The 13,183-nt window shown below is 24.3% G+C and carries 9 protein-coding genes; 7 read left to right on the plus strand and 2 right to left on the minus strand.

Annotation, left to right across the window (positions count from 1 at the left end; translation table 11 throughout):
* Nucleotides 1-2: 2 nt before the first annotated feature.
* Nucleotides 3-827 (plus strand): carboxylating nicotinate-nucleotide diphosphorylase, encoded by an 825-nt coding sequence (nadC, locus tag X275_RS08290; RefSeq protein WP_047268374.1) that lies wholly within the window; start codon nt 3-5, stop codon nt 825-827.
* Nucleotides 828-974: 147 nt separating this feature from the next.
* On the opposite strand, the gene X275_RS08295 is transcribed toward nadC, so the two are convergent.
* The gene (locus X275_RS08295) at nt 975-3,008 is read right to left on the minus strand and encodes a methyl-accepting chemotaxis protein (protein WP_047268375.1); all 2,034 of its coding nucleotides are present in this window, start codon (nt 3,006-3,008) and stop codon (nt 975-977) included.
* 175 nt (nt 3,009-3,183) lie between these two features.
* On the opposite strand from X275_RS08295, the gene trmB reads away from it, so the two are divergent.
* The gene (gene trmB / locus X275_RS08300) at nt 3,184-4,128 is read left to right on the plus strand and encodes a tRNA (guanosine(46)-N7)-methyltransferase TrmB (protein ID WP_052913762.1); all 945 of its coding nucleotides are present in this window, start codon (nt 3,184-3,186) and stop codon (nt 4,126-4,128) included.
* Nucleotides 4,129-4,168: 40 nt separating this feature from the next.
* On the plus strand, nt 4,169-6,004 hold the full coding sequence (locus tag X275_RS11160; RefSeq protein WP_052913765.1) for a diguanylate cyclase: 1,836 nt from the start codon (nt 4,169-4,171) through the stop codon (nt 6,002-6,004).
* 16 nt (nt 6,005-6,020) lie between these two features.
* On the opposite strand, the gene X275_RS08310 is transcribed toward X275_RS11160, so the two are convergent.
* Entirely contained in the window at nt 6,021-7,148 is a 1,128-nt protein-coding gene (locus X275_RS08310) for an MFS transporter (protein WP_047268376.1), read from the minus strand.
* Nucleotides 7,149-7,770: 622 nt separating this feature from the next.
* Here X275_RS08310 and X275_RS08315 point away from each other — a divergent pair.
* The 4 genes from X275_RS08315 to X275_RS08330 form a co-directional block, all read left to right on the plus strand.
* A complete protein-coding gene (locus X275_RS08315) occupies nt 7,771-9,009 on the plus strand; it encodes a hypothetical protein (protein WP_047268377.1) in 1,239 nt (412 codons plus the stop codon).
* Between the two features lie 23 nt (nt 9,010-9,032).
* Nucleotides 9,033-10,787, plus strand: a complete 1,755-nt coding sequence (locus X275_RS11710) for an HD-GYP domain-containing protein (protein ID WP_197072629.1) — start codon at nt 9,033-9,035, stop codon at nt 10,785-10,787.
* 55 nt (nt 10,788-10,842) lie between these two features.
* Nucleotides 10,843-12,423 (plus strand): Gldg family protein, encoded by a 1,581-nt coding sequence (locus X275_RS08325; protein ID WP_047268378.1) that lies wholly within the window; start codon nt 10,843-10,845, stop codon nt 12,421-12,423.
* Nucleotides 12,424-12,564: 141 nt separating this feature from the next.
* The coding region (locus X275_RS08330; RefSeq protein ID WP_047268379.1) for an AAA family ATPase at nt 12,565-13,183 on the plus strand (619 nt) is incomplete at its 3' end.

A 13,183-nucleotide genomic window follows, 5' to 3' on the forward strand; every position in this document is an offset into this window, starting at 1 on the left:
ATATGTTTGAATATGAAATAAATCTATTAAAAGAATGGATAGAAAGAGATAATCAATTTTTTGACATTGCTTCATATGAATTAAGAAGAAAAGAAACAAAAGGAACTATAATTTTAAAAAACTCAAATGTTATATTATCTGGAATAGAAATAATAGAAAAGTTATTAAAAGAATATAAAATAAAAACAGAGTTTTATTTTAAAGATGGTAATTTTGTTAAAAGTGGAATTATAGGTAAAATAAGTGGGAATGCTTATAATATTTTAACGGTTGAAAGAACAATGTTAAACATACTTTCTTTAATGAGCGCTATTGCAACAAAAACAAATAAATTAGTTAGTAAGATTAATGGAAAAACAAAACTTGCTGCTACAAGAAAAGTATTTCCAGGACTGGGAAACCTTGAAAAAATTGCTGTGTTACATGGTGGTGGCGATACTCATCGATGGAGTTTATCAGAAAGTATAATGATAAAGGATAACCATATAAAATTATATGATGGTGTGGAAAATGCCATAAGTGCTGTGAAAAAATATAAATCTTTTACAAAAAAAATAGAGATAGAAGTTGAAAGTAAAGATGATGCATTTCTTGCAATAAAATCTGGTGTAGACATTATTATGCTCGATAATTTTGATTCAAAAAATGCAAAAATTCTTGCCCGAGAATTAAAAGAAAGATATCCGCAAATAATTATAGAAGTTTCTGGTGGAATTAGTGAAGATAATTATCTTGAATATGTTGATGATAATATTGACATAATTTCAATGGGAAAATTAACAACAGAAGTAAATTATATTGATTTTTCATTGGAAATAACAAATTGAGGCATTCCACCTCAATTTGTTTTAATTTATGCAACATTCTTAATTTAAACCTATAATAGAGATAAAATCACCCTTTTCAAATTTAAATTTTTTAAAGCAATTTTTTCATTAACATATTCAAGAGATAATTTTATAAATAATCCACGGTTATTTATTCAATATATTGATAGCTTTATCAAGAAGTGTTTTTAAACTTTGTGATGTTTCCTTTACTTCATCAAGCAAAGCGATATTTTTTTCTTTATTTTTATACTCAAAACTATTTGCATATTCATGCAAATCTTTGTGCAATTTTAAAATATCTCCCCATATTGATTTTAATTCATCTGGAAGATTTTGAGATATAACCCTTATTAAAATACCAAAACCACACTTATCAGAACTACTTTCTGATAATAATCTTAAATTTTCATTTGTTGATTTCTCAAATCTTTTCACCCAATCTGTATGTGACTCTTTTGCTTTTTTTAATTCTTCTATTAAATCCTGTTTTGTAAATAACTTAAATGATGAAAATATATCTACTGTTTTTATTAATTCAAATGATTCTTTTTCTACTGTATTTAGCAACTCTGTATTTCTATCTTTTATATAAATCTGCTCTTCGATTACTTCTTCCATATCTTCTTTTAAAGCATTTACAAGTTCTGTAATATTTTGTGATGATGCTGTTAATTCCTCAACTGCTGCTCCCTGCTCTTGAGCACTTGCAGCTAAATTATCTGAATAATTAGAAATTTTTTCAACAGAATCTATAAGTTCATATAATTGATTCGCTGTTTCTTCGTTAACAGAAGAAACACCTTTTATATTTTCAGACATATCCATAACCATTTCTGATGTTTCATTTACACCAGTCATAACCTCTCCAAGATTTTCTCTTATACTTTCAGCAGCTTTTCTACTTTCCTCTGCTAACTTTCTAATTTCATCAGCAACAACAGCAAAACCCTTTCCTGCTTCGCCTGCTCTTGCAGCTTCTATTGCAGCATTTAACGCCAATAGATTTGTCTGTTCAGAAATATTAGTTATAGTTTCAACTACATCATTTATGATTTCAGCTTTTTCAGCTACTGACTTTACTTTATTAACAATTGGTATCATGTTTTCAGTAATATTTCCCATAGTTTTATTAATCCTATCAAGACCAACTTTACCATTATTAGCAACTTCATTGATATTATGAGCAATTCCACTTAATTCCACAGCTGTATTGGCTAAACTTTGAATATTATCTGATATTTCATAAGTACTTGCATTTTGTTGTTCAACATAATTTGTTATATTATTTAAAGACTCTATATTATTTTTTAAAGAATTAAGAGCCTTTTCAAAATTATCATCAAAATTCTTTAATTCAAGGTTTATTGAATTAAATTGGGTTATATTATTTCTAAATCTATTAAAGAAATTCTTTAATGATTGTCTGAATGAATCAATAAATATATTAAAGAATTTTGATATTTCACCTATCTCATCGTTCTTAGAATACTCAAGTTTAGAAACTAAATCTCCACCATTTTCCGATAATTCACCCAATTTATTCCTGACAATATACAATGGGTTCATTAATTTTGAAATAAATATATAGAGTAATATCAATGCTAAAATTATTATTATTGATATTCCAATTATTATCATTTCAAGAGATAATATAGAACTTTCAAAATCCTCTGTTTTTACTTTTGTAAATTGTGTATTGATTTTTTCTAGTTCATCAAAGGCATTTAAAGCCGGACCATCATCTATTTTTATTTTTTTATCTATTTCTGATATGCTTAGACCCTGTTTTTTCAATTCGGCAGCTAATTTTATATTTTCACCATATAATTTAAAAGTTTCTTCAATTATTTTAAGATATTTTATCTCTTCCTGAGTAATATCTGGAATATTTTTATACATTTCAAAATCTTTCATAACTTTTTCTTCTCGATCAAAAAATCTTGTTACATATTTTTCATTTCCTCTTAAAACATAATTTTTGAATAAATGTATACCTCCACCATATCCAAATTGTTCTTTAATATCCGAAAGGAGATCCTGCCTCTTAGTTACTGTATTTACATAATCTTCCCATTTAAGTTTTAATCCTCTCGTTTCTTTAACAACAAAAAATCCAATAATCGAAAAAATAATAATACCTAAAATTACCATTATAGATATTTTTGTTTTTATTTTCATTTTTTCACCCCTTTTTCAATTTAATATTATTTCTTTTTTATATTATATCATATTTTTATATCATTGTAAAAATTTAATTACTACATCAACTATTATTATTTTTACAGAAAAATAATAATATCTTTTATTTATTATGATAATATTAAATTTAGACTTAAAAAAAGGAGGATTTTTAATGCATGATAAAATTGGGGTGTTAAAATATTTTATGAAACCCCAGCAATATGATACATATCCTATAAAATGGAACGAAATATTTGGAAATAAAAGAAAAATATATGTTGAAATAGGATTTGGCAGTGGAGAATATATGACTGCACTTGCAAAATCTAATCCGGACATTAACTTTATTGGATTTGAAACCTCTTTGACAGCTTTGTACAAAGCACAAATTAATTTCCACAAAAATAATATTAAAAATGCTCGTGTTATTCAGGGAGATGCTCGTCTTTTAATAAGAGAATTATTTCCATCTAATTCAATTTCAAAATTAATAGTGAATTTTCCCTGTCCATGGCCGAAAAAACGACATAAAGAAAGAAGAATTTTTATTACATCGTTTATTAATACTCTTGCTGATGTTTTAAAAAAAGGCGGAACAATAGAATTAGCAACTGATGTAGATTGGTATGCTCAAGAAGTTTATGAGAATTTCAGTAATTCTGAATTTTTTGAAACGCAGGATATTATCAAAAATTTTAATAGACCTATAAAAACAAAATATGAGTTAAAATGGGATAATGAAGGGAGAAATAAATATTTATTAATTGCAAAAAAATTAAAAAGTTTTAAAATCAAAAGAGTTCTGGAGGGAGTGAGCGAATTGCCTCATAAAAATATAAAGGATATTGATATAGAAAAATTAAAAAGTTTAAAAGATAAAACATTCAAAGATAACAACATAACCTTTACAGTAAGCTCTGTATATGAGGATTTATTAAATGATAGATTCTTACTCAGGGTTGTTTCTACTGATGATGACTTCATGCAACAATATTATATATCAATATATAAAAAAACAAATGATTGGCTTGTTAAATTAGATTCAACAACAATTCCATACAGAACCCCTGCTGTAAAATACACTGTTTATAAAATTGCAGAATTAATTGAAAAATAAATCTTAAATATATTATAAAAATTATTATGTGGTGATTTATATGAAAACAAAAACTTTTAATCTTATCATTGTGTTATTACTTATACTTGGATTACTAATTATTTCCGTAAACTCATTATTTCAGATGAATAATGATAAAAAATTGCTCAATAATATGAAAAACTCAATATCTCTAATAAAAAATATATCTTCAGCTGTCTTTCATCTTCAGAATGAAAGAGGACTTGTTAATATGTATGTAAATGGTGAAAAAAGCGTTTACGATGAATTGGTAAAAGAAAGAAATCTATTTAATAAATATCTTGAAAATATTAAAAATTTAAACCTCGAAGATTTTTATTATAAAAAATTGGAGGATATTGAAAAAAAACTCAATTTATTGCGAAAAAATATAGGAAAAGATAATAATATAGATATTTTTATAAATTACACAACAATAATAAATGATCTCCTTGATTTTTATAATTATTCCATAAAGCAAAAAACTGTTTCAGAAACAGGAAAATGGTTGTCTTCCATATACTTTCTCGAAAGGATTAAGGAATATTCTGGTGAATTTCGAGGTATATTTTCCGCTATTATATATAAAAAAATGAAAATAAGTGAAAAAGAATATTATTTACTTGATAGAAGTTTTTATTCACTTAATGAATTTCCGAAATTTAAGGGTTTATCATTTACAAAAGACACATATGAAAAATTAAATAAATTTTATACCTTTGAAGGTTATAAAAATTTATGGAATTATTATGAACTTTTTGAGAAAAAATCTCCAAAACTATATGAATTAAATTCAAAAGATGTTTTTAAAAATCTAAGCATGCTTGTAAATTATTTTCAAAACATAATAAATTATGAACTATCAAGTCTGGATTCAAATATATCTTCTATTTTAAAGGAAAAAATAACTTTTTTATTTATTGATACTTTTACGCTATTTTTTAGTATTATTATGGCTATATTTATTATTATTAATTATTATAAACTAATAAAGGTTAAAGATGAACTTGGTAAAAATCTGAGTTTATTTCAAACAATATTTGAAAACTCTCCTGTTGGAATAATAATTTTTAATACTAATTTAAAAGTAATTATGGCAAATCCAAGTTCGTTAAATGTCTTAAATTTGAAAAAAAATGATATTATTGAATTTGATTTATCCACACTATCAAATAAAATTATAAAAGATAATATTTTTAATGTTTTAAAAGATAAAATTTCTTATTATGAAGGAGAATATACATCTTACATTTCTGGAAAAAAAATCATTTTACGGGCTAAATTTGCCCCTTTAAAAAAAGATAATTATATTATTGGAGGTATAATTATTATGGAAGATTATACCGAAAGAAATAATCTTGAGAAAAAACTTAAACATCTGGCTACTCATGATATATTAACGGAACTGCCTAATAGAACTCTATTCTTTGAAAATGTTAAAAACATACTTGCAATTGCAAAAAGAAATAATTTAAAATATGCTTTAATGTTTATTGATATTGATAATTTTAAAAAAGTGAACGACAATTTTGGACATGATAAAGGAGATGAAATTTTAATAGAATTTTCAAATATTCTAAGAAATTCTTTAAGGAATTCTGATCTTATTTCAAGATTTGGTGGAGATGAATTTGTTGTATTAGTCCAATATAAAGAATTAAAAGATATACATACAATAACAAAAAAAATGTCAGAAAAAATATACAGGAAATTTAGTACAAATAAATGTTCTTTTTCTATTTCATTAAGTATTGGTGTTTCATTATTTCCTGAACACTCTGAAAATATAGATACATTAATAAAATATGCTGATATGGCAATGTATAAAGCTAAAAAAATTAAAAATACAGTTATTATATACAAAAAACCCCACTAAGGGGTTTTTTATTAATTTATATTTCTTTTACTTCATCAAAATTTTTTTTATAATTAAATAAGAATGCCGTTGATACTAAACTAATCATAGATAATATTAATATAAAGAAATTCATACCACCCATTGAATAAAAAATAGACAGATATGGCCCAAAAAAGTTTCCACTTATCCTAAAAGCTGAAAATACTGCCATTCCTTTTTCTTCAAAACCAACAGATAGATATGACGCATATTCACTACTCATTGTTAAAGATAGACCAAGGAATAATCCTGATATAATTATCAAAAATAGGAATAAAAACATCGATATTGAATTAGCAAACATCGCAAATATTAAAGTTGAAAATGTAGCAAGAGGTATCCAGATTCTCACTCCACTTATTTTATGTTTAAATAAATTTCCTAACATTAAAGATAATGCAAATATTGATATATATATTTTTCCAAATATTGGATTATTAATATACTTTTCTATAAAAAATGGCATTGTAGCCTGAAATCCAACTATAACTGCTAATGTTAAAATACCAAAAAAAGCAGCTAAAAATATTCTTGGCGAAAATTTTGCTACCTGTTTTTTTACTTTTTCAGGATGAATATCTATAACAGGCAACTGTTTATAAACAAACAACGTAGCTATAAATAATATTACACCAACTGTCATCAAAATATAATGTGACATATAAATAAAACCCGTACCTATTACAAGAGGACCCATAACTGCTCCGAAACTTGCCAAAAATTCAACTAAACCAAAATATTTTGACTGTTCTTTTGCAGAAAAATTTGATTTTGTTATTATTGTTAATGCATTAGAAAATAGTGCAGAATCAGCTACTCCCTGGATTGCACGAAATATTATTGCCAATACTGGTAATTTTAAAGATAATCCAGATAAATATAATGCTGTAGTCCATAATGCCATTGAATATAAAAATGTTTTACTTTCACCTTTTCTCTCTAATATCTTTCCCCAAAAAGAACCAAAAATAATGGATATTAAAGGAGTTATTCCTATATATGTACTTGCTAACAATGTTGAACCAAAAATTTCAGTTAATTGTGGAAAAGATGACGCTATTCCCACCTGAACAAATACCTGTAAAAATGGTAATGCGAGAATATATTTCAATGTGTTTTTCAACCGTCTCAACCTCCTGATATTATCTATTCTTAATCTTTACAGTCAACTTTAAACTATAAAGATTAAATTATGATGTATATTTTTTACTCACATATTAAATATATGATAATTATTGTTTCTAAAACTCTTTTTAAATCAAAGTTTAATCATCATGTAACGATATATGTATTCATAAAAGTTTTTATTCTGTTTTTTTTATTTTCAACGCAGTATGTTATAATTGTAATGTATTTGTTTATAGTTATGAACTTTTGTTATCCTATTAAATTTTCTAATAATACTAATTTCAGAAGTTAACAACCAAAAATGTTTATAACTATTATAATTGTTGTTAAAACTTTCAACATATATATTTTTATGGTTGATAAATTACAACAGGAATATTAACAATCAACGTTAAAAGTTATTTACTTATGAACAATTTAAATATTATCAACTAAAAATATAGAACATATATTCGTATTATGTACTTTGAACCAAAATAATAAAAGTTACATTTAATTATTTTCAAAACTTTCAACACATTAAAATACTCTATTATAAACATGTATACACTGTTATTAACTAACAACACTATCATAGCACCTGCACCAATATAAATAATATATAAAGGAGAAAAAATATGAAAAAAATTTTGTTGTTTATTTTAATAATAATAGTAATTCTTTTTTCAATGGACATTATATATATATATTCATCAACTAAAAAAGCTTTGATTCCTGTAAAAACAAAGAACACCAATAATCTTGAAAAAGATATTTTCAAAATAAGCAGTAAAGATATAGAAGAAAATATAACAGTTGAAACATGGTTTAAAAAAATGACAGAAGGTAAAACATTAATATTAAAAGACATTGTGACTGTTAATAAAAAAATTTATATTATAGGACAAAATGAAAGAATAAATCAAAATATAATAATAATAAGTCTTAATGAAGAAGGAGACATACTTTTCCAGAAAGAAATAAACATATCATCTAATGCAAAAATAAATACAGTAGAATACATAAATAATAAATTTTACATAGTAGGAACACAGGATTACAAACCTGTGATTTATATAGTAAATAACTTAGGAATATTAATAAAATCAAAAGTATTCAATAATAAAGGTGAATTTATAAAAATTATAAAAGATGATTTCGAAAATATTTATGTTACAGGATTCATAATAGAAAAAAATAAAAGAACGGGATATCTAATTGAAATTAATGAAAATCTTGATAAATTAAACGAATTTAAAATTACATGGTACAATGAAGAAATTATAACAGATATAAATTATGATAAAAACTATATATACTTACTTGGAAATACCAATTCTACAGCAAATAATAATAATAATATTTTTATTATTAAATTAAATAAATTAAATTACGGTAATTACACAATATCAAAATATGGAAAAGAACAGTTAAATGAATATGGTAATACTATTTTAAAAGACAATAAATTTTTCTATATTATTGGCTATAGTACAACAATAGATGGATTTCCATGGAAAGTATTAATAATTAAAACAGATAAAGATTTCAACGAAATATGGAGAAAAGATTATCTTTTAAAAAAATCTGCAAGAGGATTATCTGCAAATATCATAAATAAAAAAATTATTATATCAGGATATACATTAGAAAAAAATAATGACTTTGATGGATTTATATTACTATTAAATAAAGATGATGGTGTTATTATAAAAGAAAATTATTATGGTGAAACTTTTGATGAAAGAATTTTAAAAACAATATTGTTTGATAATAAAGCTTTAATATCAGTAGGATATCAGAAAAAAACAAATGATATTTCAGGAATAATATTATATTCAGATATAAACGGAAGATTAAATGGATTTATAAAGTAATCAACGATAATTGGAGGTTAAAAATGAAAAAAGAAAAATTATCTTTATATCAGTTAATATCAAAAAGTATAATGACAATAGTTATAACAAGTATTGTTTTAGTATTAATTTTAATCAGCATATTTAGCTATATAAATTTATTAAAAGTAGAAAAATCACTAAGAAATAATACAGAAAGTCTAATAAGATTTGCATTTAATTCATTATATAATACACTATATGATTTTGATTCTGTTTTTTATGAAAAATTAGATACATTAATGAATGAAATCAAAACATCACAGAATATAAATGAATCAATAGAAAAATTTGTTTCAACATCATACAAATCAAATAGAGAAAATAATGTCATAAAAAAAGTAAATATTGAGTCTATAGATATAAAATTAAAGAATAAACTGATTAATCTTCAAAAATATAATTATCTAATAGAATTAGATTTAAAATCTGACAAATTACTAAGAAATATATATATAAAAACAGATGAGAATTTTTATGTTTTAAGTTCCATTCTATCTATTGATAGAATAAAAAACACAATAAATAATTTAGCAAATTTAAAAAATGAATATGACTTTATTTCAGATATCAATATATGTACACACGAATTTGAAGGATTGTCACAAAACTTTTCTAATTTAACAGATGAAGATAAAAAGTATTTAGAAAAAGTATTTTCTACTGAAAAAGATATCGTTATAAAAAATAATGAAAAAGTAAAATTTTACTATGTATGGAAATATGAAGATGAAAAAACATTATTCATGCCTATTGGTATAATATTAAAATTAGATTTTAACAAATATCGAAGTTCAATAATAATAAGTATTACTTTATTTTTTATATTGTTAAGTATAGTTATTATAGCAATAGTTAAAAAAGCACATAAAGTATCAAAACAGATATCAAAACCATTTGAAATAATGCTTGATAATATGAAAAATTTTCAGAAAATACGTTATCTTGAATTTGATAAAATTATGGAAAAGTGTGAAATTAAAGAAATTAATGAGTTGATGACTGAATACCAAAAAATGGCTGAAGATATTATGACATCATTTGAAGAAATTAATGCTATGAACGAAGAATTAGAATCTTCTTACAAAGAAATTGAAAAGATTAACAATGAATTAGAAGATGCTTATCTTAATTTTAGTACACAATTATCCATCATCGCAGAAGGTTATGATGAAACAACAGGTAATCATGTAAATAGGGTTGGAGAATTATCCGCTTTTATTGCAGAAAAACTTGGTTTAAATAATGATTATGTTGAGAAAATAAGATATTATGCTCCTTTACATGATATAGGAAAGATAATGATACCAAAAGAAATATTATTGAAAAAAGGTCCATTAACAGAAGAAGAATGGAAAGTTATGGAAAAACATACAATATATGGTGGTGTTTTAATTGGAGATTCTCCAAAATTCAAAATAGCAAAGAACATTGCACTTTATCATCATGAAAAATATAACGGTGAAGGTTATCCATATGGACTAAAAGGTGATAAAATTCCAATATGTGCAGCAATTGTTTCTGTTGTTGATGTTTATGATGCTCTACGTTCAGAAAGACCTTATAAACGTGCATTTTCTCATGAAGAAGCTATAAATATAATATTAAATGGAGATAATAGAACTAACCCTCTGCACTTTAACCCTGAAGTTTTAAATATACTGAAAAAATACGAAAAAGATGTTAAAGAACTCTGGAATATTATTGATAAAAAATCTTCTAAACTATTAGAACTTTTAAAAAATATTGAAAAAATATGATATAATCCCATGTTAAATAATATTAAAAATTGGACGCTAAAAAAGGAGGATAAAAATGAAAAAAATCATAACACTTATTATTATTATCTTAACTACTTTAAGTTTTGCAACTATATCAGAAATTTCAAAAGTTCGGGAATTAAAAGACTTGCAAACTGTAACAGTTAGGGGAATAGTAACCGTTGAGCCTGGTCCTTTTGATGTCAACATCATTTTCTTACAGGATAAAACAGGTGGAATTAATCTTTATTTTAGAGGAGGACAGTTTGAAAACGTAGAAAGAGGCGATCTTGTAGAAGCAAAAGGTTATTTATGGACACACAAAAACAATAAAGAACTTGTTTTAGAAAAAGATAATTCTTCACACTATTATAAAATAATATCAAAAAATAATCCTTTACCAGAACCAATTAAAATAAAAACCGTTGATATTAATAATGAAAATTATGAAGGAATGTTTTTAAAGGTTAAAGGAAAAATTGTTGAAATTGATAAATTCGATATGAGAAAAATATATATTGATGATGGTAGTGGTAAAGGTATGGTATTTATTAGAGAAAATACTGGAATAAATCCATCATTTTTTAAGGTTGGAATAAACATGGAAGCCGTTGGAGTATTAGGACAATACATGTCGTATTATGAACTCTGGCCAAGAAATATGAATGATATATATGTTGATGATGTATTTCCACCTGAAGTAAAAACATATGCAATTAGAGATAATTATATTTATGTTGAATTTAACGAACCAATTTTTGAAAATAGCATTATCTTAAACAAAACAGTTAGAGTTTTAAAATCAAATATTTTAGAATATGAATTGAGTATGGATAATAAAATTCTAAAATTAAAGTTAAATTCATTAAATAATGCTTCAAAATTAGTTTTAAGATCAATTTCAGATAAAAATAATAACAAAATGGGAATGAAAATTATAAAGTTGAATTTAGAAAAAGATTCATATGCAAATAGAGTATTATTTGACAACAACCATGGTCAAACAGCAGGAAATGCAGATTGGGTAATCAATGGTGGATATTCAGATTTTGCAGATGCAGCAAAAAATCTTGGTTTGAAGGTTGAAGAAATAAAGGAAGATTTCAATGAAGATATTTTAAATATGTATAAAATTCTGATAATTCCAGAACCAAACAAACCTTTCAAAGATTTTGAGGTATCAGCTATACTGAAATTTGTAAAAAATGGCGGATCATTATTTATAATATCCGATCATGGAAATTCAGATAGAAATGGAAATGGTTGGGATTCGCCAAAAATTTTCAACACATTCGTTGAAAAATTTGGGTTTAAATTTGCTGGAGATGATTTAGAAGAAGCACCATTAGCTTATGTTTATAATCATGAAATAACCAAAGGAATAAAAAAAATAGGTGTATGGAATGGCTCATCAATAGAAGTATTAAATGACAAAGTGAAAGTGTTAATTGCTAATTCTGAAAACAAACCATATATGGTTGTTACTACATATGGAAAAGGAAAAGTAGTTGCAATTGGAGATAGCTCTCCATTTGATGATGGAACTGGAGATACCGGTGACTTGCTCCACAATGGCTGGCAATGGGGAGATGATGCACAACTTGCTATTAATACAATTAAATATTTAATAAAATAACAAAGCAAAGTTTCTCTTGTATTTATCGCTTGAATAATAAAACGTATATACAAATATCTTAAATCTCGTTAATTAAATTTTCGTAGAATACATTATATGCTATAATAATACTAAGAAAAAACAAGTGTGGAGATGATGAAAATGAAAAAATTACCAATAGGAGTGCAGGATTATAAAGAAATAATAGAAGAAGATTATATATACGTAGATAAAACAAAGTATATATATGATCTAATAAACAGTGGAAAGTTCTATTTTCTCTCAAGACCAAGAAGATTTGGAAAAAGTTTAACAATATCAACATTATATTATCTATTCAAAGGAGAAAAAGAATTATTTAAGGGAACATACATATATGACAAATGGGAATTCAAGGAATATCCTGTAATAAAACTCGATATGTCAGATAATACAATGAATAATATTGAAAAATTTGAAAAATCATTAAATAACACTCTGGATAAATTGTATAAAGAATATAATATAATACCAGATATAGATGATGTGCCAACAAAATTTGGAAATTTAATAGAAGAATTAAGTAAAAAATACAAAGAAAAAACAGTAATACTCATAGACGAATATGAATCACCAATATTAGAACATATAAACAATAAAGAAAAAGCAGAAGAATTTAGAGCATTTTTAAGAGAATTCTATAAAAAAGTAAAAACAAAAGATGAATACATAAAATTTGTATTCATAACGGGCATTACAAAATTCACAAAAACAGGAGTATTTTCTGCACTTAATAATTTAA

Origin of the sequence: Marinitoga sp. 1197 (genome assembly GCF_001021165.1) — a bacterium.
In the GTDB taxonomy this organism is placed as follows: domain Bacteria; phylum Thermotogota; class Thermotogae; order Petrotogales; family Petrotogaceae; genus Marinitoga.

Bases quoted from the DNA above. Each gene is read 5' to 3' on its own strand.
- nadC (WP_047268374.1), top strand. From the start codon at position 3: ATGTTTGAATATGAAATAAATCTATTAAAAGAATGGATAGAAAGAGAT.
- X275_RS08295 (WP_047268375.1), bottom strand. From the start codon at position 3,008: ATGAAAATAAAAACAAAAATATCTATAATGGTAATTTTAGGTATTATT.
- trmB (WP_052913762.1), top strand. From the start codon at position 3,184: ATGCATGATAAAATTGGGGTGTTAAAATATTTTATGAAACCCCAGCAA.
- X275_RS11160 (WP_052913765.1), top strand. From the start codon at position 4,169: ATGAAAACAAAAACTTTTAATCTTATCATTGTGTTATTACTTATACTT.
- X275_RS08315 (WP_047268377.1), top strand. From the start codon at position 7,771: ATGAAAAAAATTTTGTTGTTTATTTTAATAATAATAGTAATTCTTTTT.
- X275_RS11710 (WP_197072629.1), top strand. From the start codon at position 9,033: ATGAAAAAAGAAAAATTATCTTTATATCAGTTAATATCAAAAAGTATA.
- X275_RS08325 (WP_047268378.1), top strand. From the start codon at position 10,843: ATGAAAAAAATCATAACACTTATTATTATTATCTTAACTACTTTAAGT.